Origin of the sequence: Hasllibacter halocynthiae, assembly GCF_003003095.1 — a bacterium.
Classification (GTDB): domain Bacteria; phylum Pseudomonadota; class Alphaproteobacteria; order Rhodobacterales; family Rhodobacteraceae; genus Hasllibacter; species Hasllibacter halocynthiae.
In genome coordinates this window covers 827817-851750 of sequence record NZ_PVTT01000001.1, presented here as the reverse complement: position 1 = coordinate 851750, position 23934 = coordinate 827817, and the positions used below count along the sequence as shown (strand labels likewise).

The window sequence follows — 23934 nt, the reverse complement described above, 5'->3', positions numbered from 1 at the left end:
CCCGAACGGCCGGGGGGCCGAGCGAGCCCCGCCTTACGAGGCCGCGCGCGCAGCGCGCTTGCGCTCGTGCGGGTCGAGGAAGCGCTTTCGCAGGCGCACGGCGTTCGGCGTGACCTCGACGAGTTCGTCGTCGTCGATATAGGCGATGGCCTGCTCGAGCGACATCTTCACCGGGGGCGTCAGGCGGACGGCCTCGTCGCTGCCTGCGGCGCGGATGTTCGTCAGCTTCTTGCCCTTCAGGGGGTTCACCTCGAGGTCGTTGTCGCGGGAGTGCTCGCCGATGATCATGCCCTCGTAGACCGCCTCCTGGGGCGAGACGAACATTCGGCCCCGGTCCTCGAGGTTCCAGAGCGCGAAGGCGACGGCGGCGCCGTTCTCCATCGAGATGAGGACGCCCTGGCGGCGGCCCGGAATCGGGCCCTTGTGAGGGGCCCAGGAATGGAAGACGCGGTTCAGGACGCCCGTGCCGCGGGTATCGGTCAGGAACTCGCCGTGGTAGCCGATCAGGCCGCGCGACGGCACCAGCGCCACGATGCGGGTCTTGCCGCCGTCCTGGCGCATCTCGGTCATCTCGCCGCGGCGGGGGCCGGTCAGCTTCTCGATCACGGCGCCCGCGAACTCGTCGTCGAGGTCGATCGTGACCTCCTCGACGGGCTCGAGGGTCTGGCCGCCCTCCTCCCGGAGGAGGACGCGGGGGCGGGAGATCGACAGCTCGAACCCCTCGCGGCGCATGTTCTCGATCAGGACGCCCATCTGCAGCTCGCCCCGGCCCGCGACGTCGAACGCCTCGCCGCCGGGGGTGTCGGTGACGCGGATCGCGACGTTGGTCTCGGCCTCCTTCATCAGCCGCTCGCGGATGACGCGGGACTGGACCTTCTTGCCGTCGCGTCCCGCGAGGGGGGAATCGTTGATCCCGAAGGTGACGGAGATGGTGGGAGGATCGATGGGCTGGGCGGGCAGGGGGATGTCGATGGATGGATCGCACAGGGTGTCGGCCACGGTGGCCTTCGCCATCCCCGCGAGGGAGACGATGTCGCCCGCCACCCCTTCGTCGATGGGCTGCTGCTGGAGGCCCCGGAAGGCGAGGACCTTCGAGACGCGGAACTGCTCGATCCGCTCGCCCTCGCGGGAGAGGGCCTTGATCGTGTCGCCGGCCTTCACGGCCCCCGCCTCGATCCGGCCGGTCAGCAGGCGGCCGATGAACGGATCCGCGCCGAGCGTGGTGGCGAGCATCTGGAAGGGCTGGTCGGACTTCGCGGCCTGACGCGGCTTGGGCACGTGCCGGACGATCATCTCGAAGAGGGCGGAGAGGTCCTTGCGCGGCCCGTCCAGCTCGTCGTCGGCCCAGCCGGAGCGGCCCGAGGCGTAGAGGGTCGGGAAGTCGAGCTGGTCGTCGTCCGCGTCGAGCCCGGCGAAGAGGTCGAACACCTCGTCCAGGGCGCGGTCGGGCTCGGCGTCGGGCTTGTCGACCTTGTTCAGCACCACGATGGGCCGCAGGCCGAGGGCGAGGGCCTTGGAGGTCACGAACTTCGTCTGCGGCATCGGCCCCTCGGCCGCATCGACCAGCAGGACGACGCCGTCGACCATCGACAGGATCCGCTCGACCTCGCCGCCGAAGTCGGCGTGGCCGGGGGTGTCGACGATGTTGATCCGGGTACCCCGCCATTCGACCGACGTGGCCTTGGCGAGGATGGTGATGCCGCGCTCGCGCTCGAGGTCGTTCGAATCCATCGCCCGCTCGGCGACGGCCTGGTTCTCACGGTAGGTTCCGGACTGCTTCAGCAGCTCGTCCACGAGCGTGGTCTTGCCGTGGTCCACGTGGGCGATGATGGCGACGTTGCGCAGGTCCATTGGCGGCACCTCGGGGGATCGGGGCGCCTTGTCGCGGCGCGGCAGCGGGGAAGTTGCCGCGCAGGTAAGCGCATCGCCGCGCCGCGGCAAGTCAGTGCGGCGCGGTGCGCGAGAAGAGGTGGATGACGAGGACCCCCGCGACGATCAGCGCCATCCCGAGGACCGCCCCCCAGTCCAGCCGCTGTCCCAGCGCGGCCCACCCGATCAGCGCGATCAGCACCACGCCGAGACCCGACCAGATCGCGTAGGCCACCCCGACCGGGATGGTCCTGAGGGCGCCCGCGAGCAGCCAGAACGAAGCGCCGTAGAGGACCACTACGACGAGCGAGGGGACGAGGCGGGTGAACTGCGCGGACGCGGCGAGGGCGATGGTGCCGACCACCTCGGTCACGATGGCGAGGGTCAGCCAGGCGTAGGGATGCATGCGTTGGCCTCCTCAGCGGGCGACGTAGCGGTCGCGGCGGTGGTTCAAGGCGATGATCAGGTTCAGGATGATCGTGCCCGGCAGCGAGACGAGGACGAGCATCGGGTCGAGGATCGCGAAGGCCGCCGCGAAGACGCCGGCATCGACGATGAGCTGCGTCCAGCCGGCGCGGAAGCCGGTGGCGTCCTGCAGCCAGAGCGCGACGATGCCCACCCCGCCCATGCTGGCGCCGTGGCGGAAGATGGCGATGAAGCCGAAGCCCGCCATGACCCCGAACCAGACCGATCCCGCCCATGGATCGACCGCGCCGAAGGGGATCACGGCCGGGAGCCATTCGGTCAGGAGCGAGACGGTGGCCACGCAGGCCAGCGAGATCAGGGTGAACCGCGCGCCCATCTTGGCCCAGCCGAAGACGTAGAAGGGCAGGTTCAAGGCGAAGAACACCGCGCCATAGGACCAGCCCGTGACATAGGAGGTCAGGGCCGCGACCCCCGCGACCTGTCCGGTCACGAGACCGAGGTGCAGGAGGAGCGAGACCGCCAGCCCGACGAGCATCGTGCCGCAGACGAGACCCTGGGCGTTCTCGATCGGCGTATGGCGGGCGGGCTCGCTCACGGGGGGGCTTGGGCCTGTCTGTGTGGGGGGTGGGTCCGCCGCGCGACGGGCGCCGGAGGACCGGACGCCGCCGCGGGGACCCGCTGCCGCGATCAGCCCAGCGCCTTCTGCAGGTTCTGGTCCACCGCCTCGAGGAAGCCCTGGGTGGTCAGCCATTTCTGGTCCGGCCCGACGAGGAGGGCGAGGTCCTTGGTCATCTGGCCGCCCTCGACGGTCGCCACCACCGTCCCCTCCAGCGTCTCGGCGAAGTTGGCGAGCGCGTCGTTCCCGTCCAGCCTGGCGCGGTGCTTGAGGCCGCCGGTCCAGGCGAAGATGGACGCGATCGAGTTCGTGGACGTCGCCTCGCCCTTCTGGTGCTGGCGGTAGTGGCGGGTGACGGTGCCGTGCGCGGCCTCGGATTCGACGATCTTGCCATCGGGCGTCATCAGCTGCGAGGTCATCAGCCCCAGCGAGCCGAAGCCCTGCGCCACCGTGTCGGACTGAACGTCCCCGTCGTAGTTCTTGCAGGCCCAGACGTAGCCGCCCGACCACTTCATGGCGCTGGCGACCATGTCGTCGATCAGCCGGTGCTCGTAGTGGATGCCGGCCTCCTCGAAGCGGTCCTTGAACTCCTCGTCGTAGATCTTCTGGAAGAGGATCATGAACTGGCCATCGTACTGCTTGAGGATGGTGTTCTTCGTCGAGAGGTAGACCGGGTAGCCGCGCTTGAGGCCGTAGTTGAAGGATGCCCGCGCGAAGTCGATGATCGACTGGTCGAGGTTGTACATCGACATGAACACGCCCGAGGAGGGGGCGTCGAAGACCTCGTGCTCCTCGACGGTGCCGTCCTCGCCCACGAACTTCATGGAGAGCTTGCCGGGCCCGGGGAACTTCATGTCGGTAGCGCGGTACTGGTCGCCGAAGGCGTGGCGGCCGATCACGATGGGCTTGGTCCAGCCGGGCACGAGGCGCGGCACGTTGCGGCAGATGATCGGCTCGCGGAAGACGACGCCGCCCAGGATGTTGCGGATGGTCCCGTTGGGGGAGCGCCACATCTTCTTGAGGCCGAACTCCTCCACCCGGCCCTCGTCGGGGGTGATGGTGGCGCACTTCACGCCGACGCCGACCTCCTTGATCCTCTCGGCGGCATCGACGGTGATCTGGTCGTTCGTCTCGTCGCGCGACTCAATCCCGAGGTCGTAGTAGAGGAGATCCACGTCGAGATAGGGCAGGATCAGCTTGTCCTTGATGAACTGCCAGATGATGCGGGTCATCTCGTCCCCGTCCAGCTCGACGACGGGGTTCTCCACCTTGATCTTGGGCATGGGCGCTCCTTGAGGTCTCGGGTTTCGGGCCCGAGTAGCCCCGCGCCGGCGCGAAGGCCAGCGGAGGGCGGAACCGCGGGGGACGGGGGCGGCGTTGTCCGGCGACTGCCACTCAGGGAGCGGGTTCCATGCCGAAGATCGTCATCCTCCACCATTCCGGCTACGGCCACACCGCGAAGGTCGCCGAGGCGGTCGCGGATGGCGCGCGCGAGGGCGCCGAGGTGACCGTCCTGACCGTGGAGGAGATCGGCGAGCCGGGCGAGGCGTGGGCCCCGCTGCACGAGGCCGACGCGATCATCTTCGGCTCGCCCACCTACATCGGCTCGGTCTCCGCGCCGTTCGAGGCGTTCGTCGACGCCGCCTCGCCCATCTGGGCCGAGCAGAAGTGGAAGGACAAGCTGGCGGCGGGGTTCACCTGCTCGGCCTGCTTGGGGGGCGACAAGCAATCGACGCTGCAGCGGATGCAGGTGCTCGCGATGCAGCACGGCATGGTCTGGGTTGGGCTGGGGTTGCTGCCCGGCCGGCCGGAGCATCCATGCGACGATGCGGGGAACCTGAACCGGCTGGGCTTCTTCGCGGGCGCCGCCGCGCAGGCCGGGCAGGAGGCCCCGCCCGAGGAGGAGCCGATGGCCGCCGATCTGGCCACCGCCCGGCACCTCGGGAAGAGGGTCGCGGAGTGGGCGGCGCGGGTCGCGCGCTAGCGGCTGTTCTCGGTGAGCCGGCGCTTCACGTAGGTCTGCACGGAGCCGAGCATCGTCTCCATGTGCGGCTCCTCGAAGAAGTGGCCGGCGCCTTCGATCTCGTGATGGGTGATCGTGATGCCCTTCTGCTCGTGCAGCTTGCCGACCAGCGCCTGCGTGTCGGCGGGCGGCGCGACGCGGTCGGCGGTGCCGTTCACGATCAGGCCCGAGGACGGGCAGGGCGCGAGGAAGGTGAAGTCGTACATGTTCGCCGGCGGCGAGGCGGAGATGAAGCCCGTTACCTCGGGCCGCCGCATGAGGAGCTGCATCCCGATCCACGCCCCGAAGGAGAAGCCCGCGACCCAGGTATGCTTCGAGTCCGGGTTGAGCTGCTGGAGGTAGTCGAGGGCGGCGGCCGCGTCCGACAGCTCGCCCACGCCCTGGTCGTAGTCGCCTTGGCTGCGGCCGACCCCGCGGAAGTTGAAGCGCAGGACCGAGAAGCCGATCTGGTGGAAGGCGTAGTGCAGGTTGTAGACCACGCGGTTGTTCATCGTGCCGCCGAACTGCGGGTGCGGGTGCAGCACGATGGCGATGGGCGCGTCCTTCTGCTTTGCGGGATGGTAGCGGCCTTCGAGGCGGCCCTCGGGGCCGGGGAAGATGACTTCGGGCATGGGCGTCCTTCGTGGGCGGCGCGTTGACCGCGGCGGGTCACGTCCTTTAGAACCGTTCTAAACCGGTTGCGGCAGGTGGCCGCACCGGGACGGATTGCAGGTAGTGGGCGCCCCGCTGGGCGTCAACGCGGGGACGCGCTCCATGAAGCTGAGCACCAAGGGACGTTATGCGATGGTGGCGCTCGTCGATCTCGCGCTGCACGGCGGCGAGGGGCCGGTGCCGCTGGCGGCGATCTCGGGGCGGCAGGACATCAGCCTCGCCTATCTCGAGCAGCTCTTCGCGCGGCTGCGGCGCGCGGGCCTCGTCGAATCGATGCGCGGCGCGGCGGGAGGCTATCGCCTGGCGCGGGCGCCGTCGGAGATCCGGGTGTTCGACGTCCTCGCCGCCGTGGACGAGCAGGTCAGCGCCATGCAACCCGGCGTCGGCGCATCGGGCGCGCGATCGGGGTCGCGCGCGCAGTCGATGACCAACCGCCTGTGGGAAGGGCTCTCGGCGCAGGTCTACGTCTATCTCCACCAGACGCGGCTGTCCGACGTGGCGGCCAACGCGCTGGCCCCGTGCCCGGCGGTCCCCGCGCTGCTCGAGGTGGTGGACGGGTGAGGGGCGCGCGGCCGCCCTTTCGCGCCTTCGGCCCTGCCGGACGGATCCGGCCGGGGGCGCCGCCCCTGGGCGCCGGGGCCGTCTCTGCGGGCGAAGAGGGGCGGGGCGCGTGAGGCGGGTCTACCTGGACTGGAACGCGACCGCGCCCCTTCGCCCGGAGGCGCGCGAGGCGATGGCGGGGGCGATGGACGTCGCGGGAAACCCGTCCTCGGTCCACGCGGAGGGGCGGGCGGCCAAGGCGCTGCTGGAGCGGTGCCGGGCCGAGGTCGCCGAGGCGGCCGGAGCGGGCGCGGCGGACGTGGTGTTCACCTCGGGCGCGACGGAGGCCGCCGCGCTGGCCTGCGCGGGGCGCGGCCTGATGGGCGCGGGGGTCGAGCATGATTGTGTCGCCGCCTGGACGGATGGGAAGTTGCCGGTGGACCCGGACGGCCGGGTGGCGGTCGCAGACCCTGCGGGATCGGCGCTGCAGGCCGCGAACTCGGAGACGGGGGTGCGCCAGGACTTGCCGAAGGGGATCGCGGTGACGGACGCGGTGCAGGCGTTTGGAAAGGTTCCTTGGGGCTTCGACTGGTCGGGCGCGGGAATGGCGCTCCTTTCGGCGCACAAGGTGGGCGGGCCGAAGGGTGCGGGCGCGCTGGTGCTGCGCCGGGGGCTGGGCGTCACGCCCGCGATGCGCGGCGGCGGGCAGGAGGAGTCCCGCCGCGCGGGCACGGAGAACCTGATCGGGATCGCGGGTTTCGCAGCCGCCGCAAGGGCTTCGCAGGAAGAGCTCGCGCGCGGGGCGTGGGAGCGCGTGACCGAACTTAGAAACGTTCTAGAATTACTCTTGGAAGACGGCCCGGGCCCGACTATTTCAGTTGGGAAGGGCGCGGCCCGGCTTCCGAACACCCTGTGCATGATCGCGCCCGGATGGCGCGGCGAGACGCAGGTGATGGCGATGGACCTCGCCGGGTTCGCCATCTCGGCGGGGTCGGCCTGCTCGTCCGGGAAGGTCCGGGAGAGCAGGGTCCTGACGGCGATGGGCCTGGGCGAGCACGCGGCTTGCGCCATCAGGGCATCCCTTGGGCCCGCGACGACCGAAAGGGAGATACGCGCCTTCGCGGATGCCTGGCGCGGCGCTTACGCAAAGCGGCTGAAACGGGCCGCCTGAGGAGGTATCATGGACGGAGCCGATCCGATCGAAGTGCGCGAAGGCGTCGACCGCGAGACCGTGGAGCAGGTGGCGGCCCTCGCCGGCGCCTACAAGCACGGCTGGGAGACGGACGTCGAGATGGAGTTCGCCCCCAAGGGGCTGAACGAGGACATCGTGCGCCTGATCTCGGAGAAGAACGGCGAGCCGGAGTGGATGCTCGACTGGCGGCTGGAGGCGTTCCGCAAGTGGCGGGAGATGGACGAGCCGGACTGGTCGATGGTTCGCTATCCGCCGATCGACTACCAGGACCAGTACTACTACGCCCGCCCGAAGAGCATGGAGGTCAAGCCCAAGTCGCTGGACGAGGTCGACCCTGAGCTCCTGCGCACTTACGAGAAGCTGGGCATCCCCCTGAAGGAGCAGGCGATCCTCGCCGGGGTCGAAGGCGCGGCCGACGCGAACCGCAAGGTCGCCGTGGACGCGGTGTTCGATTCCGTCTCCGTGGGCACGACGTTCAAGGAGGAGCTGGCCAAGGCCGGCGTGATCTTCTGCTCGATCTCCGAGGCGCTGCGCGACCATCCCGAACTGGTGAAGAAGTACCTCGGCAGCGTCATCCCGCAGGCCGACAACTTCTTCGCCTGCCTGAACAGCGCTGTCTTCTCGGACGGCTCGTTCGTCTACATCCCGGAGGGCGTGCGCTGCCCGATGGAGCTGTCGACCTACTTCCGCATCAACGCCGAGAACACCGGCCAGTTCGAGCGCACGCTGATCATCGCGGAGAAGGGTTCCTACGTCTCTTATCTCGAAGGGTGTACCGCGCCGCAGCGGGACACGCACCAGCTGCATGCCGCCTGCGTCGAGATCGTGGCGCTGGAGGACGCGGAGGTGAAGTACTCGACGGTCCAGAACTGGTATCCGGGCGACGAGGAGGGGCGTGGCGGCATCTACAACTTCGTGACGAAGCGCGCCGACTGCCGGGGCGACCGCTCGAAGGTGATGTGGACCCAGGTCGAGACGGGCTCCGCCGTGACCTGGAAGTACCCGTCCTGCATCCTGCGCGGGGACGACAGCCAGGGTGAGTTCTACTCGATCGCGATCGCGAACAACGCCCAGCAGGCCGACACCGGCACGAAGATGATCCACTTGGGCAGGAATACGAAGTCCCGGATCGTGTCGAAGGGCATCAGCGCGGGGCGGGCGCAGAACACCTATCGCGGCCAGGTCTCGATGCATCCCAAGGCCGCCGAGGCGCGCAACTACACCCAGTGCGACAGCCTGCTGATCGGCGGCAAGTGCGGGGCCCATACGGTCCCCTATATCGAGATCCGCAACAACTCGGCCCGGGTCGAGCACGAGGCGACGACCTCGAAGGTGGACGACGACCAGCTCTTCTACTGTCGCCAGCGCGGCATGGACGAGGAGGAGGCCGTTGCCCTCGTTGTCAACGGCTTCTGCAAGGAGGTGCTGCAGGCCCTGCCGATGGAGTTCGCGATGGAGGCGCAGCAGCTCGTCGCCATCTCGCTCGAGGGGTCGGTGGGATGATCGTCACGACGACGAACTCGGTCGAGGGGCGGTCCGTCCAGCGCTATCACGGCGTCGTCGTGGGCGAGGCGATCATGGGCGCGAACGTCTTCCGCGACGTGTTCGCCAGGATCACGGACGTGATCGGCGGCCGCTCCGGGGCCTACGAGGGGAAGCTCGCCGACGCGCGCGACGTCGCCTTCCGGGAGCTGGAGGAGCGCGCGGGCGAGTTGGGCGCCGACGCCGTGATCGGCGTCGACCTGGATTACGAGGTGATCGGGGATTCCATGCTGATGGTCAGCGTCTCCGGCACCGCCGTCACACTGAGCTAGGACGATCACATGCTTGAAATCACCAACCTCCATGCGGCGCTCGAGGAAGACGGGAAGCCGATCCTGAAGGGGGTCGACCTGACGGTCGAGGACGGGAAGGTCCACGCGATCATGGGGCCGAACGGTTCGGGCAAGTCGACCCTGTCCTATGTTCTCGCAGGCCGCGACGGCTACGAGGTGACGGAAGGCACCGCGATCCTGGGCGGCGAGGACGTCCTCGGGATGGAGCCCGAGGAGCGCGCGGCCGGGGGCCTGTTCCTGGCGTTCCAGTACCCAGTCGAGATCCCCGGCGTCGGGAACATGACCTTCCTGCGGACGGCCGTGAACGCCCAGCGCAAGGCCCGCGGCCAGGAGGAGATGTCCTCGACCGACTTCCTCAAGCTGGTGCGCGAGAAGGCCAGGGAGCTGGACATCGACGCCGACATGCTCAAGCGCCCGGTGAACGTCGGGTTCTCAGGGGGCGAGAAGAAGCGCAACGAGATCCTGCAGATGGCCATGCTCGAGCCGCGGATGTGCGTCCTGGACGAGACGGATTCGGGCCTCGACGTGGATGCCATGAAGCTGGTCGCCCAAGGGGTGAACGCCCTGCGCGAGGCGGGTCGCTCGTTCCTCGTCATCACGCACTACCAGCGGCTTCTGGATCATATCCGGCCTGACGTGGTGCACATCATGGCCGATGGGCGCATCGTGAAGACCGGGGGGCCGGAGCTTGCCCTAGAGGTCGAGAACAACGGCTATTCCGACATTCTCGCCGAGGTGGCGTGATGGCCGCGAATCCCGGAACCCCCGTCGGGCTGAACCCGAACGGCCGGCGCGCAAGGAACGCGAAGGCCAAGCGCGATGCGACCGAGGCCCGGCTGGCGCCGCTTTCGCCGCCCGAAGGACCCGTTTGGGCCGCCGATGCCCGCGCCGAAGCCTTGGAGCGGGTGCGCGCCATGGGGCTGCCGGCCCGGTCCGACGAGTACTGGCGCTACACCGATCCTTCCACCCTTACCGGGCAGGGCGCGCCCTCCGCGGCGCCCCTGGGCGGTGACGAGGGGCAGGTCTTCGGCGAGGTGGACGCGCTTCGGATCGTGTTCGTGGACGGCGTGTTCGATCCCGGCGCCTCCGGGGATTTGACCGTGGAAGGGGTCGAGATCGCGCGCCTTGCGGACGCCGCCGACATCCACTGGGCGCGCGGGCTCTACGGTGCGCTGGAGGCCGCCGGACAGGACCCCGTCGACCGGCCCCTCGCGGCGTTCAACACGGCCTTCGCGACCGACGGCGTGCTGATCCGTGCGACGGGGAGGGCGGCGCGGCCGATCCATCTCGTCTATCGCCACGAGGACGCGACCTCGGACGCGGTCTTGCACCATGTCGTGCGGGTCGAGGAGGGGGCCGAGGTCACCGTGCTCGAGACCGGGCCCGCCGCCGCCCGCTTCAACAAGTGCCTGGAGGTGGACGTGGCCGACCGTGCCGCCTTCCACCATGTGCGCGCGCAGGGCCGCGATCACGACCGGCGCGCCGCCACGGCGATGTTCGCCCGCCTCGGGGCGGAGGCGACCTACAAGTCGTTCACACTGACGGTGAACGGCGTCCTCACCCGCAACGAGCACGTGGTCGAGCTGTCGGGCGACGACGCCGTGGCCCACGTCGCGGGCGCCGCCGTGGGCGACGGGGCGACGGGGCGCTTCCACCACGACGACACCGTGTTCGTTACCCACGACGCCGAGCGGTGCGAGAGTCGCCAAGTCTTCAAGAAGGTCCTCCGCAATGGCGCGCGGGGCGTCTTCCAAGGCAAGATCCTCGTGAGGGAGGGGGCGCAGAAGACCGACGGCTATCAGATCAGCCAGTCGCTCCTCCTCGACGACGACTCGCAGTTCCTCGCCAAGCCCGAGTTGGAGATCTACGCCGACGACGTCGTCTGCTCGCACGGCTCGACCTCGGGGGCGATCGACGGGACGGCGCTGTTCTACCTGCGCTCGCGCGGGGTGCCGGCGGAGGACGCGGCCGACCTGCTGACCCTCGCCTTCCTCGCCGAGGCGCTGGAGGAGATCGACGACGACGCCCTTGCCGCGGACCTTCGGGACCGTCTGGCGGAATGGCTGACCCGACGCCGCTGATGGCCCTGCTGCCCGATATCGCGCGGACGTGGCGACGTCCCGGCGCCGTCCAGGCCGAGAAGATCGCGACCGGGCGCGAGGATCTCGCGTTGATGTACCTGATGCTCGCCTGCGGGCTGATCTTCGTCGGCCAGTGGCCCGCGCTGCAACGCCGGGCGCTGATGGCGGATGTGGAACTTCAGCCTCTCCTGGGGGCTTCGCTGATGGCTTGGATCTTCGTCGCGCCGGTCCTCTTCTACGCGATCGCGCTCGGCGTGCGGGTGGCGGCACGCCTCCTGCGTCGGGACATCGGGGGGTTCGCGGCGCGCATGACCCTGTTCTGGGCGTTGATGGCGGCCATGCCGGCGTGGCTGCTCTTCGGGCTGACGCAGGGGATGATCGGGCGGGGGCCTTCGCTGACGGCGGTGGGGGCGGTCGCCTTCGGGGCCTTCGTCCTCTTCTGGCTGTCCGGCCTGCGGGCCGCGTTCAGCGCCGCGCGGCCGTCGACCGTGGTCCGCTAGATGGCCCTCCGGCAGCTCCTCCCCCTCGCGGGGCTCTCCGTGCGCGACCCGCGGGCAGGGATGCGCGGCGTCCTCGACCTCGGCCTGCCGGTCCAGCATTACTGGACCGCCTTCCTCGCCGTCATCACGCTGGCGGCGATCCTAGTGCAGGGGTTCTTCCTTCTTGCGCCCCTGCCCGAGACCGTGACGGCCCCCGACGGCACCGAGGCGCCGCTCGTCCTGCCGAACGGGCTTCAGACGGCGGCCTTCGTCGGCGGCGGCCTCCTCCTTGCGGCGGCCGTGATCCACGGCCTTTCGCGCGCGGCGGGCGGCACCGGCCGCTTCGCCGAGCAGACGCTGGCGCTGACATGGCTGCAGGCGATCCAGATCGGGCTGGGGCTGGTCGCGCTGCCCGTGCTGGTCCTGCTGCCCGGCCTCGCGCCGCTGCTCGAGGTGGCGGTGTTCGCGCTGGTCCTCTGGATGCTGGCCGGATTCACGGCCGTCGTTCAGGATTTCCCTTCGGTCGGCAAGGTCGTCGTCGCCCTCGTCGTCGGATTCTTCGGGCTCGTCCTGATCCTTTCCATCCTCTTGACCGCGCTAGGTCTCGCCGCGGGAGGTGCCGTATCATGAAGGACACCATGCAGGGCTACGACGTGGACGCCGTTCGCGCGCAGTTCCCGATCCTCTCGCGCGAGGTGAACGGCAAGCCGCTCGTCTATCTCGACAACGGCGCCTCGGCCCAGAAGCCGCAGGCCGTCATCGACGCCGTGACGCGGGCCTACGGGCACGAGTACGCGAACGTCCACCGCGGCCTCCACGCCCTCTCGACCATCGCGACCGAACGGTACGAGGCAGTGCGCGGCACCATCGGGCGCTTTCTGAACGCCCCCGAGGATCGGATCGTCATGAACTCCGGCACCACGGAAGGCATCAACACGGTCGCCTATGGCTGGGGCGTGCCGAACCTGTCCGCCGGGGACGAGGTCGTGCTGACGGTGATGGAGCATCACGCCAACATCGTGCCCTGGCACCTCCTGCGCGAGCGGCAGGGCTTGGTCCTGCGCTGGGTCGAGCCCGAGACGGACGGCTCCATGCCGGCGGAGAAGGTGCTGGCGGCCTGCACGGACCGCACGAAGGTCATCGCCTGCACGCACATGTCCAACGTCCTTGGGACGGTCGTGGACGTCGCGCCCATCTGCGCCGAGGCGCGGGCGCGGGGCATCGCGACGGTGATCGACGGCTCGCAGGCCGCGGTGCACATGCCGGTGGACCTCGCTGCGATCGATCCGGACTTCTACGCGATCACGGGTCACAAGCTCTACGGGCCGTCGGGGTCCGGCGCGCTCTACATCCGGCCGGACCGGGCGGCGCAGATGCGGCCCTTCATGGGCGGCGGCGACATGATCCGCGAGGTCGGGCGCGAGCGCATCACCTTCGCCGACCCCCCCATGATGTTCGAGGCGGGCACGCCCGGCATCGTCCAGATGATCGGCCTCGGCGCTGCCTTGGAATGGATGATGGACCTCGGGATGGAGGGGATCGCGGCGCACGAGGCGTCCTTGCGCGACTACGCGCAAGAGCGGCTGCACGGGATCAACTGGCTGAACGTGCAGGGCGACGCGCCGGGGAAGGGGGCGATCTTCTCGTTCACGATGGAGGGGGCGGCCCATGCGCACGACATCTCGACCATCCTCGACAAGAAGGGCGTCGCGGTGCGCGCGGGCCATCACTGCGCCCAGCCGCTGATGGACCACATGGGCGTGCCGGCGACCTGCCGCGCGAGCTTCGGCGCCTACAACACCAAGGCCGAGGTGGACGTGCTGGTCGACGCGCTGGAGCTGGCGCACGACCTCTTCGGCTAGGTCTCGCGAAACCCGCCCCCCGGGGACGGGCGTTGCCTGTCCATGCAGGCCCCGCACATCGCCCCCACCCGCGCCGAGGCGCCCCGAAAGCTGCCCGAGACGTTGGAGGCGCTGCCTTCCGCCCAGGCCAAGGCATGGCGCCCCCGCCGCGTCCTGATCACCCGGGCCGCACGCGAATGGCCCCTCGCCGTCCGCGTCGCCGAGCGGGCCGCCGCCCGGGGCGCGGAGGTGGTCGAGCTGAAGGGCGACCGCATCACCGGCCTGCGCGGCGACACCGAGCGCGAGACCTATCGGCGCGCCAAGTCCACCCTGGCCGTCACCGTCGCCAGCCCTTCGGCCATGCGCCCGCAGCCGATCCCGCCATCGGCCGATTGGCGTTTCGACCTGGCCACGGGCTGCCCCGCGCACTGCCAGTACTGCTATCTCGCCGGGTCGCTCTCCGGCCCCCCGGTCACGCGCCTCTTTGCGAACCTTTCGGAGATCCTGGATCGCCTCCCGCCGCTGGCGGGGCAAGGGACGGTCACCTCGCGGCAGGACCACCGACGGCACGAGGGCACGACCTTCGAGGCGTCCTGCTACACCGACCCGCTGGCCTTCGAGCCGCTGACCGGGGGCCTCGCCGAGACGGTGGAATGGTTCGCCCGCCGCCCGGAGGACATGTCCTTGCGCTTCACCACCAAGTTCGCGGGTACCTCTACGCTGGAGGCCGCGAATCACGGCGGCCGGACCCGTGCGCGGTTCTCGGTGAACGCCGAAGCGGTCACCCGGCGGTTCGAGGGGGGTACCGCCCCCCTGCAGGGTCGCCTGGACGCGATGGGCCGCCTCGCCCGCGCGGGCTATCCCGTGGGTCTGACGGTCGCGCCCATCATGCCGATCGAGGGGTGGCGGGACGCTTATGCCGACCTCTTCCACCGCGCTGCCGCCGCGCTGCCCGAGGCGGCCGACGTCACTGCCGAGCTGATCACCCACCGCTTCACGCCGGGGTCACGCGACGTCCTTCTCGGCTGGTATCCGGCAACAGCGCTCGAGATGGACGAGGCCGTGCGCGCGGTGAAGCGCAACAAGTTCGGAGGACGGAAATATGTCTACCCGAAGGCGTTGATGACCGAGATGCGCGAGGCGTTGGAGGCGGCACTGTCGCAGGCGATCCCTTCCACCCGGCTCCTCTACTGGACGTGAGCGCGCCGCCGGGCCAACGCGGCATGCGCCCCCAACGCCGCGAGATAGGCCAGGGCCGCCAGCGCCGGCGCCGCCCAAGGGCCAGCCAACGCCACTGCCGCGAAGGCAGCGGGCGTGCCAAGGAGGTTTCCGATGTTTCCCGCCTGCGCCAGTCCCCCGTTGGCGAGCGATTGCGCTTCGGCACCCGGGTTCAGTTGCGGGACCGCCGCGAAGCTGGCCCCCTGGATCAGCCCGAGGGCGGCGAAGAGCGCGAGGCACCCCGCGGGCGTTATCGCCAGGGTCATCGTTCCCGCGATGCCCGCCGCCGCCGCCAATCCGAGGCATACGACCCCGACGGCCGGCAGGTGCCGAAGCAGCGCCACCCCGAGCGTCAGAGATGAGAGGATCGAGATCAGCGGCATCGCCCCCGCGACCCACGGCCCTTGATCGGATGGCAGAAGGGGCGGAAGCACCACGATCAGCGCCGTGAAGGTCAGCGTGTAGAACACCCAGCCCGCTGCCGGCGCCGCCACGGAGGGCGAGGAATAGGCCGCCCGGTGCCGCCCCATGATCCAGGCCAGCGTCGGGCGGGGCCCTTCCGGGACCAGCCGCCGGCGCGGAAGGACAGTCGCCACGGCGAACGTCGCGAGGATCGCGACCAGCGCATGCGCGACGAGAAGGGCGCCCGGCCCCCGCATCTCGGCCAGCGGCACGCCGACCCAGGCCGTCAGCGCGAACCCCACGCCGAAGAACGTGCCCCACAGGGTCATGGCCGCGCCACGCCACCGCGCCGGGACCAGCGTACCCATCAGGGTCGGCGCCGCGACGACGATGGCCAGATGCGAGAGCCCCTCGACCACTCGCAGCCCGAGCATGACCGGAAGGGGCGGTATCGGCGCCTGCAAGGCCGAGCACGCCGCCCCGAGCGCGAGCCCGGCCAGCAGCAGCCGCCGCAACCCGATTCGCGCCGCCAGCGCGCCCGCGGCCATGCCGAGTACCACGCCGACCCCCGAGATGAGCGAGACCAGCCAGCCCAGCACCGGACCGGCCCCGGGGTAGGCGGCGCCGAACACCTCCAGCGCGAGGCCGAACTTGGCGAACTGCGCCGCGGCCACGAGGCCGGCAGCATAGAGCGCGATGACGAGGAGGAGAGGCATATGGCGGACCGTAGAGGATTCGAACCTCTGGCCTCTGCCTTCGGAGGGCAGCGCTCTATCCAGCTGAGCTAACGGTCCTTGGGGGCCTGCTATCCCGCCCGGCCGGCGGGTTCAAACGAAAACGCCGCCCATTCGCGCATGCGGTCCGGGCGGCGTCGGGGAAGCCGGGAAAGGTGCCGGGCTGTGCCTCAGCGCCCCCAGCTGCGGACGGCGCCGCAATCCATGTGCACGAAGTTGGACGAGGTGTAGCGCCCGACGCCGCCGGCGTTGCATGCCAAGGCCGCGCGGTAGATCTGGTTCACCGAGCGCGAGCCGAGGCGCAGGTCGGCGGCCTGGCCTTGCAGGTGCAGGCTGTTGCGCGCGACCCCGCTTCCGCGCGAGCGCAGCATCTGGTTCGTGCGCGGGCTGCGATAACCCGAGAGCAGCATGTAGGGCTCGTCCACGTCGAGGAGGTTGTGCGCGGCCGCGGCGATGTCGATGGTCCGGCGGTCGATCTCGATCGACTCGTTCTGCCGCCAGTCGCGCCAGATGTGGTTGATCTCGGCCATCGCGGGTCCGACGTAATTGCCCTCGATCCAGTAGATGGTGTCGAGGCTCTCGCCCGTGCGGCCGTTGTAGACCTTCAGCCGCCGGATGTCGCCGGCGCCCCGAAGGAACCCGGCGGCGTTGGCGAACGTTGGTGCTGCAGCCACACTCGTGGCGGCGAAGGCGGCCAGAAGGCCGCGGCGCGTCATCGCTGTCATTTTGCCTGTCCCGTTTGTCGCTTCCCCAAAGCCAGCGCGCCGTGTTCGACGTTCATCCGGCTGCCCCTGCCCAGGGCATGCCGATTTGGTGTCACGTCACGCGCCGCTGACCAACCTGTGAAATAATTTTCTTATGATTCCGTTACCCTTTCGGCAGAAACCTGCCGCTTCGGGGGCATCCTGTGCGGTATCTGCAATGGCACCTGCCATTGACGCAACGCCGAGCATCGTGATCGCATGTCCGCGCGAAGCGTCCTAACCTCCCGCCCATGGGCCTGGTGGTCCGACGATTCGCTTCGGAGCCGCAGCATGTTCTTCCCGACCCTTCGAGCCGTCGCCGTCGCTGCGGTCACCCTCTGCGGACCGGCAGTCGCCCGGGACGCGGCGCCGACCGCCCTGCAGTTCGCCGTGGCCGAAGGCGTGGCGGCACTGGAGGACGCGGACGGACCGGTCGCCGCGTTCTATCGCATGCGCGACTTCGCCCCCCTCTGGACGGCGGGCGACCTCCCTTCGCGCGCGCGACTCGGGGCGCTCCTCGAGGCGATCCGGGATGCGGAAGCCCACGGGCTTCCTTCCGCGCGCTGGGACGCCGAGGGCCTTCGTTCCCGTATCGCGGCGGCGCGGGCGCCGCAGGCGCGCGGACGGCTCGAGGTCGAGCTCACGGAGACCTACCTCGACTTCGCGCACGCGCTGACCTCGGGCGTAATCGATCCCTCGCGGGTCGATCCCGACATCCGCCGCGAGATTCCGCGCGCGGACGATCGCGCGCTTCTCGACGCGATGGACGGGGGCGATCCGGCGGAGGCCCTGCGCGCGCTGGCACCCCGCAGCTTCGAGTACGGCCGCTTGATGATGCAGCGCCGCCGCCTCGCCGAGATCGTCGGGTCCGGCGGATGGGGCCCGGCCGTGCCGCCCGGCCGTCTCGCGCCCGGCGCGTCGGGCGAGGCGGTCGTCGCCTTGCGGGACCGGCTCCGCGCGATGGGCTTCATGGGGCGCTCCGTATCATCGCGCTACGACGACGCGCTGACCGAAGCCGTCCGCACCTTCCAGGAAGCCTCCGGCCTCGAGGTGGACGGCATCGCCGGCGCCTCGACCATCGAGGCGGTGAACGTTCCGGCCGCCGAGCGCCTGGGCGCCGTCCTCGTCGCCATGGAGCGCGAGCGCTGGATGGACCGCGAGCGTGGCGCCCGCCATGTCTGGGTGAACCTCGCCGATTTCCACGCGGCCGTGGTCGACGACGGCGTCGTCACCTTCCGGACCCGCGCCGTGATCGGCGCCGACCACGACGGACGCGAGACGCCCGAGTTCTCGGAGTCGATGAGCTACATGGTGGTGAACCCGTCCTGGCACGTCCCCCGCTCGATCACCGTGAACGAGTACCTGCCGCGCCTGAGGGCCAACCCGGCCGCCGTCCCGCACCTCGAGGTGATCGACCGGAGCGGGCGCGTCGTCTCGCGCGGCCGCTCCTTCGCGGGCTATACCGCCCGCACCTTCCCGTTCTCCATGCGCCAGCCCCCCGGGCCGCGGAACGCGCTAGGGCGGGTGAAGTTCATGTTCCCGAACCCTTACGCGATCTACCTGCACGACACGCCGGCCCGCGACCTCTTCGCGCGCGAGCGGCGGGCCTTCTCGCACGGGTGCATCCGCCTGAACGATCCGCTGGGGTTCGCCTACCACCTCCTCGCGGCACAGGAGGACGAGCCGCAGGACTTCTTCGACAGCATCCTCGGCACGAGGGCCGAGCGGCGCGTGGACCTCGAGGATCCGGTCCCCGTGCACCTCGTGTACCGGACCGCCTTCACCGATCATCGCGGCACGCTGCACACGCGGCCCGACGTCTATGGGCGCGATGCCCGCCTCCTCGCAGCGCTGCTCGCGGCCGGGGTTCCGTCGCCCGCAGACGGCACCTAGATCGCGTGAAGGGGCCCTCCGCCCCCGGGAAGGTCGCGCCATGCACACCGTCGCCAGCATCGCGAAGGCCCTCGGCGGCCGCGTAGAGGGGAACGACGCGCTCGCCGTCCTCGCCCCTGCCGAGCCGTCGGAGGCCGGGGCGGACGACCTCGCCCTCGCGATGTCGCCGAAGTTCGCCGAAGGGCTGCGAGAGGGCGCGGCGCGCGCTGCGATCCTCTGGGACGGCGCGGACTGGCGGGCGCTGGGGCTCGAGGCGGCCATCTTCGTGCCGCGGCCCCGCTACGCGCTGGCCCGGCTGACGGCGCATCTCGACCCCGGTGCCGGCATCGCGCCCGGCGTCCATCCGTCCGCCGTGATCGACCCTGCCGCCGAGATCGGCGCGGGCGCGTCGATCGGCCCGCTCGCGGTGATCGGCCCGGAGGCGCGGATCGGCCCGAACGCCCGCATCGGCGCCCATGCGTCGGTCATGGGCGCGCTCGGGGCGGGTGCGCTGATCCGCGAGGGGGTCCGCATCGCCCGCGGGGTGCGCGTTGGCGACGGGTTCATCGCCCAGCCCGGCGCGGTGATCGGCGGCGACGGCTTCTCCTATGTCACGCCGGAACGTTCGGGGGTGGAGGCGGCGCGCGCCTCGCTCGGCGGGGAGGGGGGCGGGCAGGGTGACGCGGCTTGGACGCGCATCCACTCCATCGGGGGCGTGCTGATCGGCGACGACGTCGAGATCGGCGCCAACGCGACGCTCGACGCCGGGACCATCCGCCCGACGCGGGTGGGAAGCCGCACGAAGATCGACAGCCTCGTGCAGATCGGGCACAACGTGGTGGTGGGGGAGGACTGTCTTCTCTGCGGCCTCGTCGGCATCGCGGGCAGCGCGCGGATCGGCGACCGCGTCGTCCTCGGCGGAAAGGTCGGCGTCTCGGACAACATCACGGTCGGCGACGACGTGGTCGCGGGGGGCGGCACGAACATCTACACCAACGCGCCGGCGGGACGGGTGCTGCTCGGCAGCCCGGCGACGAAGATGGAAACCCAGATCGAGATACAGAAGGCATGGCGGCGGCTGCCACGTCTGTTCCGGGACGTGCAGGCCCTGAAATCCCGCCTTCAATCCCCGCCCGAGGGGGAGTAGATCGCCCCCATGCCGTCCGACATCCGCAGCCGCACCCGAACGATCCTGGCCGAACAGGCCCTGCTGAACCCGTCGGACGTCGCCGACGACCAGAGCCTGCAGGATCTGGGGATCGACTCCCTCGCCCTGGTGGAGAGCATCTTCGCCATCGAGGAGGCGTTCGACATCCAGGTGCCGTTCAACGCGAACGACCCGCAGGCGTCGGAGTTCGACATCTCCTCCGTCGGGGCGATCTGCGGCGCCGTCGAGCATCTCGTGCGGGAGCAGAAGGGCGCGGCGTGAGGCGGCCCCGATGAAGCGCGTCGTCGTCACGGGCGCGGGCACGATCAACCCGCTCGGCCCGGACGTGGCCGCCACCCTCGCCGCGATGCGCGAGGGGCGCTGCGCCATCGGCCCGCTCGACTTCCGCGACGTGGACCGCCTCTCGGTGCGGATCGGCGCACAGGTGCCGGGCTACGATCCGGCGGCGCGCTTCGACCGCCAGCAGCTCGCCCTCTACGACCGCTGCACCCAGTTCGCCCTCATCGCCGCGGAGGAGGCCATCGCCCAGTCCGGCCTCTCCTTCGACGGCGAGCTGGCGGAGAGGTCGGGCGTGGTCCTCGGCACCTCGGACGGCGGCCACAACACCCGGGACGAGAGCTACCGCGCGGTCTACGAGGAGGGGAAGAACCGCGTCCATCCCTTCACCGTGCCCAAGCTGATGAACAACGCGGCCTGCGCGCACGTCTCGATGCGGCACGACCTGAGGGGTCCGTCCTACACGGTCGCCTCGGCCTGCGCGTCGTCCAACCATGCGATCGGGCAGGCGTTCTGGCTCGTCCGGTCGGGGCTGGCGCCGGTGATGGTCACGGGCGGTTCGGAGGCGATGCTGAACTTCGGCGGCATCAAGGCGTGGGAGGGGCTGCGCGTCATGGCCCGCGACACCTGCCGACCGTTCAGCCTGGGCCGCACGGGAATGGTCCAGGGCGAGGGTGCCGGCGCCTTCGTCCTGGAGGAGCGCGAGCACGCGATGCGCCGCGGGGCCGACATCCTCGCCGAAGTGGCCGGCTTCGCGATGACCTCGGATGCGAGCGACATCGTCATGCCCTCGCGCGAAGGGGCGGCGCGGGCCATCCGGGGGGCGCTGCGGGACGCCGGCCTGGACCGGTCCGAGGTCGGCTACGTCAACGCGCACGGTACCGGCACCGCCGCGAACGACAGGACGGAGTGCGCCGCCCTGGCGGACGCGTTCGGCGCCCATGCGGACCGGCTGATGGTGTCCTCCACCAAGTCCATGCACGCGCATCTGATCGGCGGCACCGGCGCGGTGGAGCTGCTGGCCGTCATCATGGCGGTGCGAGACGGGTTGGTCGCGCCCACGGTCAACCACGAGGCGCCGGACCCGGACTGCCCGCTCGACGTCGTACCCAACGAGGCGCGCGAGGCGAAGGTGGGGGCCGCGCTCTCCAACGCGTTCGCCTTCGGCGGGCACAACGCGGTCCTGGCCCTGAGGGCGGCCTAGGCCGCCCCCGGGGATCCGTCCCCTACTCCGAGAGCGAGTCGTATCCGGCGGTGAACCCGGAGAGGGAGACGTCCAGCTCTACGTCCGTGTCCGGCGCGGCGACGGGGTTGATCACGATGGTCGCCGCGTTGCCGCGCTTGAGGGCGTCGATCTCGGCCTGGCGGAAGCCGATCCGGGCGAAGCAGCCGATCGCGGCGCAGAAGGTGAACGGGTAGCCCCGTGCCTCGCCCCCGTCGACCGAAAGGCGCAGGCCCTCGGGAAGCAGCGTCTCCAGCGGCGTGATGATGGTCGCGCCCGCGACCGCCTCGCCGTTGCCGGGCACGGGAAAGACGCTCATCTCGGCGGTGGGGTTGCCGTCTTGGTCGCGCAGGAGCTGGTAGAGCTGGCAGTCGTCTTCCTGATCTTCGGGCGCACGGACGCATTGGCGCTGCCAATCGGTGAACTCGGCGTCGATGTAGCGGTCGCCGACCTCGATCACGTCGGGCGCCAGGTTGAGGTCCGTATCCTCGACGCTGGTGCCGCCCTCCGCCTCGGCGCCGTCTTCCGCGCCTTCCGCCCCGGCGTCGGCGGCGCCGTTCGTGTCGCCGCCCCCGGCCGGCGCGGCGTCGTCGGCCGCGGCAGCGCCGGCGTCCGCCGGTGCGCCCGCGGGTGCGTCCGCAGCTGTGTCGTCGGTCGCTGCGTCCTGCGCCGAGAGAGGCGCGGCCGCCAGCGTGGCGGCGAGAAGGGCGGAGAGGGCGATGGGCCTGGTCGTCATGTCTTTAGGATCCTCGAAGTGTGGCTGGCGCCCGCCTAGCACGGCGTCCGGACGCTGTCAGCGCCGCCCTCGAACGCGGGTGCCCGCAGCGGGGCGAGGCCGGCGGGAGGCGTTCCGAACGGAAGGAAGGGGGCCCTCGCGGACCCCCTCCCACTCCCTGCCGGACCGGCCGGCTCGTTGATTGGACGCAACGTTATGTCCGGCTGCCGGGGGGGTCAAGCGCATGGCAAGGCGCAGCTTCCGCTGACCGGGGAGGGGGCTCAGGTCGTGCGGCGCAAACCGCCTTGCAGTCGGCGTTCCGTCTGGCGCGCCTCAGGATCGTCCCTGTATGGAGCCTGTGAATTTCTCGAAGGGATCGACAATGGACGACGCCATCTTCATCGGCGGCGGCGGCAAGGGTTACGCCACGCCGCAGCACCTGCTTCTGCGCCGTGCCAACCGCCATGGCTTGATCGCGGGGGCGACGGGCACAGGCAAGACGGTGACGCTGCAGATCATGGCCGAGGGATTCTCGGCCGCCGGCGTTCCGGTGGTCCTGGCGGACGTGAAGGGCGACCTCGCGGGTCTCGCGAAGGCCGGCGATCCCGGGCCGGAGATGCGCGAGGCCTTCGCCGAGCGTGCCGCGACCATCGGCCTCGACCTCGAGCACCGCGCCTTCCCCGTCACCTTCTGGGACCTCTTCGGCGAACGGGGGCATCCCCTCCGCACCACCGTGGCCGAGATGGGGCCGCTCCTCCTGTCGCGCCTCATGGACCTCTCGGAAGCGCAGGAAGGGGTGCTGAACATCGCCTTCCGCACCGCCGACGAGGAGGGGCTGCCCCTTCTCGATCTCAAGGATCTGCAGGCCATGCTCGTCTGGGTGGGCGAGAACCGATCGGCCCTGGCGCTGCGTTACGGCAACGTCTCGCGCGCGACGGTGGGCAGCATCCTGCGCCGCCTTCTCGTCCTGGAGGAGCAGGGCGGCGAGGCCCTGTTCGGCGAGCCGGCGCTCGACCTCGGCGACCTCATGGCGACCACGCCGGACGGCGAGGGCCGGATCAACGTGATAGACGCGGGCCGCTTGATGGCCTCGCCGCGCCTCTACGCGACGTTCCTGCTCTGGCTCCTCTCCGAGCTCTTCGAGCAGCTTCCCGAGGTGGGCGATCCTGAGAAGCCCCGCCTCGTCTTCTTCTTCGACGAGGCGCACCTCCTCTTCGACGACGCCCCCAAGGCCCTCGTCGACAAGGTCGAGCAGGTCGCCCGGCTGATCCGCTCGAAGGGCGTGGGCGTCTGGTTCGTCACGCAGAACCCCGACGACGTGCCCCATGACGTCCTGGGGCAGCTCGGCAACCGGGTTCAGCACGCGCTGCGCGCCTTCACCGCCCGCGACCGCCGCGCGCTGCGCCAGGCGGCCGAGACCTATCGCGACAACCCGGCCTTCTCCGTCGAGGACGCGATCCGCGAGGTCGGCACCGGCGAGGCCGTGACCTCCCTGCTCGACGACAAGGGCGCGCCGGGCGTGGCGCAACGCACGTTGATCCGCCCGCCCTCGTCGCGGCTCGGGCCCATTACGGACGCCGAGCGGGCCGAAATCATAGCGTCCAGCCCAGTCGCAGGAACCTACGAGACCGCGTTCGACCGCATCTCCGCCTACGAGCGGTTGAAGAAGCGCGCGCTGCAGGCCGCCGAGGAAGCCGAGGCCGCCGAGGAAGCCGAGGCGGATGCCGGGCCCGCCCAGCGCGAGTACCAGGCCGGCCGGCGCTGGTCGGGCGAGCGGGTCGGCCGCTCCGCCGCGCGGGGCCGCAAGCCGGCTTCCGGCGGCTTCGTCGACGGCATCGGCGGGGCCCTCGCCACGGTCGTCCTGAAGGAGCTGAAGGGCACGACCGGCCGCCGGATGGTGCGCGGCTTCCTCGGCGGCCTCTTCCGGGGACGTTAGGGTCCGGGTAGCGGGGGCAGGATCTTTACATCGCCTCCACGACCGGCTAGCGGCCGGGCATGCCCGCCCGCACCTGCATTTGCCGGACCCACTGA

General features: G+C 70.6%; 24 protein-coding genes and 1 tRNA gene. 16 read left to right on the top strand and 9 right to left on the bottom strand.

The genetic code is table 11. From position 1 onward, the window contains the following. Positions 1–33: 33 nt before the first annotated feature. From typA to BCF33_RS04290, 4 genes are all read right to left on the bottom strand, one after another. Positions 34–1851 carry a translational GTPase TypA gene (typA, locus tag BCF33_RS04305; RefSeq protein WP_106159652.1) on the bottom strand — a complete coding sequence of 606 codons (1818 nt, stop codon included), beginning with the start codon at positions 1849–1851 and terminating at the stop codon, positions 34–36. 91 nt (positions 1852–1942) lie between these two features. Beyond that, positions 1943–2275, bottom strand: a complete 333-nt coding sequence (locus tag BCF33_RS04300) for an SMR family transporter (protein WP_106159651.1) — start codon at positions 2273–2275, stop codon at positions 1943–1945. A 12-nt stretch (positions 2276–2287) separates the two neighbouring features. After that, entirely contained in the window at positions 2288–2890 is a 603-nt protein-coding gene (locus BCF33_RS04295; protein ID WP_170073273.1) for a YitT family protein, read from the bottom strand. A gap of 92 nt (positions 2891–2982) precedes the next feature. Continuing rightward, a complete protein-coding gene (locus BCF33_RS04290; RefSeq protein WP_106159650.1) occupies positions 2983–4194 on the bottom strand; it encodes an NADP-dependent isocitrate dehydrogenase in 1212 nt (403 codons plus the stop codon). Positions 4195–4322: 128 nt separating this feature from the next. Here BCF33_RS04290 and BCF33_RS04285 point away from each other — a divergent pair, with 128 nt between their 5' ends. Further along, positions 4323–4895, top strand: coding sequence for a flavodoxin family protein (locus BCF33_RS04285; protein ID WP_106159649.1), 573 nt, complete (start codon positions 4323–4325; stop codon positions 4893–4895). Here BCF33_RS04285 and BCF33_RS04280 read toward each other — a convergent pair. Beyond that, a complete protein-coding gene (locus tag BCF33_RS04280) occupies positions 4892–5545 on the bottom strand; it encodes an alpha/beta hydrolase (RefSeq protein WP_106159648.1) in 654 nt (217 codons plus the stop codon). The genes BCF33_RS04285 and BCF33_RS04280 overlap by 4 nt on opposite strands. Positions 5546–5687: 142 nt before the next feature. Here BCF33_RS04280 and BCF33_RS04275 point away from each other — a divergent pair, with 142 nt between their 5' ends. The 10 genes from BCF33_RS04275 (at position 5688) to BCF33_RS04230 (ending at position 14753) form a co-directional block, all read left to right on the top strand. Further along, entirely contained in the window at positions 5688–6146 is a 459-nt protein-coding gene (locus BCF33_RS04275) for an Rrf2 family transcriptional regulator (protein ID WP_106160210.1), read from the top strand. A 109-nt stretch (positions 6147–6255) separates the two neighbouring features. Further along, positions 6256–7296 (top strand): cysteine desulfurase family protein, encoded by a 1041-nt coding sequence (locus BCF33_RS04270; protein ID WP_106159647.1) that lies wholly within the window; start codon positions 6256–6258, stop codon positions 7294–7296. 9 nt (positions 7297–7305) lie between these two features. Beyond that, a complete protein-coding gene (sufB, locus tag BCF33_RS04265) occupies positions 7306–8820 on the top strand; it encodes a Fe-S cluster assembly protein SufB (RefSeq protein ID WP_106159646.1) in 1515 nt (504 codons plus the stop codon). Further along, positions 8817–9131 (top strand): heavy metal-binding domain-containing protein, encoded by a 315-nt coding sequence (locus tag BCF33_RS04260; RefSeq protein WP_106159645.1) that lies wholly within the window; start codon positions 8817–8819, stop codon positions 9129–9131. The genes sufB and BCF33_RS04260 overlap by 4 nt, the downstream gene beginning before the upstream one ends. Positions 9132–9140: 9 nt before the next feature. After that, complete coding sequence (gene sufC / locus BCF33_RS04255; protein WP_106159644.1) at positions 9141–9896, top strand: Fe-S cluster assembly ATPase SufC; 756 nt, start codon at positions 9141–9143, stop codon at positions 9894–9896. Next, positions 9896–11233 (top strand): SufB/SufD family protein, encoded by a 1338-nt coding sequence (locus BCF33_RS04250; RefSeq protein ID WP_106159643.1) that lies wholly within the window; start codon positions 9896–9898, stop codon positions 11231–11233. The genes sufC and BCF33_RS04250 overlap by 1 nt, the downstream gene beginning before the upstream one ends. Then, positions 11212–11733 (top strand): YIP1 family protein, encoded by a 522-nt coding sequence (locus tag BCF33_RS04245; protein WP_245883716.1) that lies wholly within the window; start codon positions 11212–11214, stop codon positions 11731–11733. Before BCF33_RS04250 ends, BCF33_RS04245 begins: the two co-directional genes overlap by 22 nt. Then, the gene (locus BCF33_RS04240; protein ID WP_106159642.1) at positions 11734–12342 is read left to right on the top strand and encodes a YIP1 family protein; all 609 of its coding nucleotides are present in this window, start codon (positions 11734–11736) and stop codon (positions 12340–12342) included. It abuts the gene before it with no gap. Further along, entirely contained in the window at positions 12339–13574 is a 1236-nt protein-coding gene (locus BCF33_RS04235) for a cysteine desulfurase (RefSeq protein ID WP_245883715.1), read from the top strand. The genes BCF33_RS04240 and BCF33_RS04235 overlap by 4 nt, the downstream gene beginning before the upstream one ends. Before the next feature lie 42 nt (positions 13575–13616). Further along, positions 13617–14753: a spore photoproduct lyase family protein gene (locus tag BCF33_RS04230; protein WP_245883714.1), complete on the top strand. Its 1137-nt coding sequence runs from the start codon at positions 13617–13619 to the stop codon at positions 14751–14753. On the opposite strand, the gene BCF33_RS04225 is transcribed toward BCF33_RS04230, so the two are convergent. The 3 genes from BCF33_RS04225 to mepK all read right to left on the bottom strand — a co-directional run bounded on the left by BCF33_RS04225 (position 14741) and on the right by mepK (position 16623). After that, positions 14741–15889, bottom strand: coding sequence for an MFS transporter (locus BCF33_RS04225; protein WP_106159639.1), 1149 nt, complete (start codon positions 15887–15889; stop codon positions 14741–14743). The genes BCF33_RS04230 and BCF33_RS04225 overlap by 13 nt on opposite strands. A gap of 1 nt (position 15890) precedes the next feature. Then, positions 15891–15967 (bottom strand) — tRNA-Arg (locus BCF33_RS04220). A 110-nt stretch (positions 15968–16077) separates the two neighbouring features. Continuing rightward, complete coding sequence (gene mepK / locus BCF33_RS04215) at positions 16078–16623, bottom strand: peptidoglycan L,D-endopeptidase MepK (protein WP_106159638.1); 546 nt, start codon at positions 16621–16623, stop codon at positions 16078–16080. 318 nt (positions 16624–16941) lie between these two features. Here mepK and BCF33_RS04210 point away from each other — a divergent pair, with 318 nt between their 5' ends. Genes BCF33_RS04210 through BCF33_RS04195 form a run of 4 tightly spaced genes read left to right on the top strand, consistent with a single transcriptional unit; the run spans position 16942 to position 21170 of the window. Then, entirely contained in the window at positions 16942–18543 is a 1602-nt protein-coding gene (locus tag BCF33_RS04210; protein ID WP_106159637.1) for a L,D-transpeptidase family protein, read from the top strand. Positions 18544–18583: 40 nt separating this feature from the next. Further along, positions 18584–19669: a UDP-3-O-(3-hydroxymyristoyl)glucosamine N-acyltransferase gene (locus BCF33_RS04205; protein ID WP_106159636.1), complete on the top strand. Its 1086-nt coding sequence runs from the start codon at positions 18584–18586 to the stop codon at positions 19667–19669. A 9-nt stretch (positions 19670–19678) separates the two neighbouring features. After that, entirely contained in the window at positions 19679–19951 is a 273-nt protein-coding gene (locus BCF33_RS04200) for an acyl carrier protein (protein WP_106159635.1), read from the top strand. Between the two features lie 10 nt (positions 19952–19961). Further along, a complete protein-coding gene (locus BCF33_RS04195) occupies positions 19962–21170 on the top strand; it encodes a beta-ketoacyl-[acyl-carrier-protein] synthase family protein (RefSeq protein ID WP_106159634.1) in 1209 nt (402 codons plus the stop codon). Positions 21171–21192: 22 nt separating this feature from the next. Here BCF33_RS04195 and BCF33_RS04190 read toward each other — a convergent pair whose 3' ends face one another. Further along, the gene (locus tag BCF33_RS04190) at positions 21193–21924 is read right to left on the bottom strand and encodes an invasion associated locus B family protein (protein WP_106159633.1); all 732 of its coding nucleotides are present in this window, start codon (positions 21922–21924) and stop codon (positions 21193–21195) included. A gap of 361 nt (positions 21925–22285) precedes the next feature. Between BCF33_RS04190 and BCF33_RS04185 the strand changes: the two genes are divergently transcribed. Then, entirely contained in the window at positions 22286–23839 is a 1554-nt protein-coding gene (locus tag BCF33_RS04185; RefSeq protein WP_106159632.1) for a helicase HerA-like domain-containing protein, read from the top strand. The last annotated feature ends 95 nt before the right edge of the window (positions 23840–23934 follow it).

Bases quoted from the DNA above. Each gene is read 5' to 3' on its own strand.
- BCF33_RS04200 (WP_106159635.1), top strand. From the start codon at position 19,679: ATGCCGTCCGACATCCGCAGCCGCACCCGAACGATCCTGGCCGAACAG.
- BCF33_RS04205 (WP_106159636.1), top strand. From the start codon at position 18,584: ATGCACACCGTCGCCAGCATCGCGAAGGCCCTCGGCGGCCGCGTAGAG.
- BCF33_RS04285 (WP_106159649.1), top strand. From the start codon at position 4,323: ATGCCGAAGATCGTCATCCTCCACCATTCCGGCTACGGCCACACCGCG.
- BCF33_RS04210 (WP_106159637.1), top strand. From the start codon at position 16,942: ATGTTCTTCCCGACCCTTCGAGCCGTCGCCGTCGCTGCGGTCACCCTC.
- mepK (WP_106159638.1), bottom strand. From the start codon at position 16,623: ATGACGCGCCGCGGCCTTCTGGCCGCCTTCGCCGCCACGAGTGTGGCT.
- sufB (WP_106159646.1), top strand. From the start codon at position 7,306: ATGGACGGAGCCGATCCGATCGAAGTGCGCGAAGGCGTCGACCGCGAG.
- sufC (WP_106159644.1), top strand. From the start codon at position 9,141: ATGCTTGAAATCACCAACCTCCATGCGGCGCTCGAGGAAGACGGGAAG.
- BCF33_RS04230 (WP_245883714.1), top strand. From the start codon at position 13,617: ATGCAGGCCCCGCACATCGCCCCCACCCGCGCCGAGGCGCCCCGAAAG.
- BCF33_RS04300 (WP_106159651.1), bottom strand. From the start codon at position 2,275: ATGCATCCCTACGCCTGGCTGACCCTCGCCATCGTGACCGAGGTGGTC.
- BCF33_RS04245 (WP_245883716.1), top strand. From the start codon at position 11,212: ATGGCTGACCCGACGCCGCTGATGGCCCTGCTGCCCGATATCGCGCGG.
- BCF33_RS04280 (WP_106159648.1), bottom strand. From the start codon at position 5,545: ATGCCCGAAGTCATCTTCCCCGGCCCCGAGGGCCGCCTCGAAGGCCGC.
- typA (WP_106159652.1), bottom strand. From the start codon at position 1,851: ATGGACCTGCGCAACGTCGCCATCATCGCCCACGTGGACCACGGCAAG.
- BCF33_RS04275 (WP_106160210.1), top strand. From the start codon at position 5,688: ATGAAGCTGAGCACCAAGGGACGTTATGCGATGGTGGCGCTCGTCGAT.
- BCF33_RS04185 (WP_106159632.1), top strand. From the start codon at position 22,286: ATGGACGACGCCATCTTCATCGGCGGCGGCGGCAAGGGTTACGCCACG.
- BCF33_RS04235 (WP_245883715.1), top strand. From the start codon at position 12,339: ATGAAGGACACCATGCAGGGCTACGACGTGGACGCCGTTCGCGCGCAG.
- BCF33_RS04190 (WP_106159633.1), bottom strand. From the start codon at position 21,924: ATGACGACCAGGCCCATCGCCCTCTCCGCCCTTCTCGCCGCCACGCTG.
- BCF33_RS04195 (WP_106159634.1), top strand. From the start codon at position 19,962: ATGAAGCGCGTCGTCGTCACGGGCGCGGGCACGATCAACCCGCTCGGC.
- BCF33_RS04225 (WP_106159639.1), bottom strand. From the start codon at position 15,889: ATGCCTCTCCTCCTCGTCATCGCGCTCTATGCTGCCGGCCTCGTGGCC.
- BCF33_RS04260 (WP_106159645.1), top strand. From the start codon at position 8,817: ATGATCGTCACGACGACGAACTCGGTCGAGGGGCGGTCCGTCCAGCGC.
- BCF33_RS04290 (WP_106159650.1), bottom strand. From the start codon at position 4,194: ATGCCCAAGATCAAGGTGGAGAACCCCGTCGTCGAGCTGGACGGGGAC.
- BCF33_RS04240 (WP_106159642.1), top strand. From the start codon at position 11,734: ATGGCCCTCCGGCAGCTCCTCCCCCTCGCGGGGCTCTCCGTGCGCGAC.
- BCF33_RS04250 (WP_106159643.1), top strand. From the start codon at position 9,896: ATGGCCGCGAATCCCGGAACCCCCGTCGGGCTGAACCCGAACGGCCGG.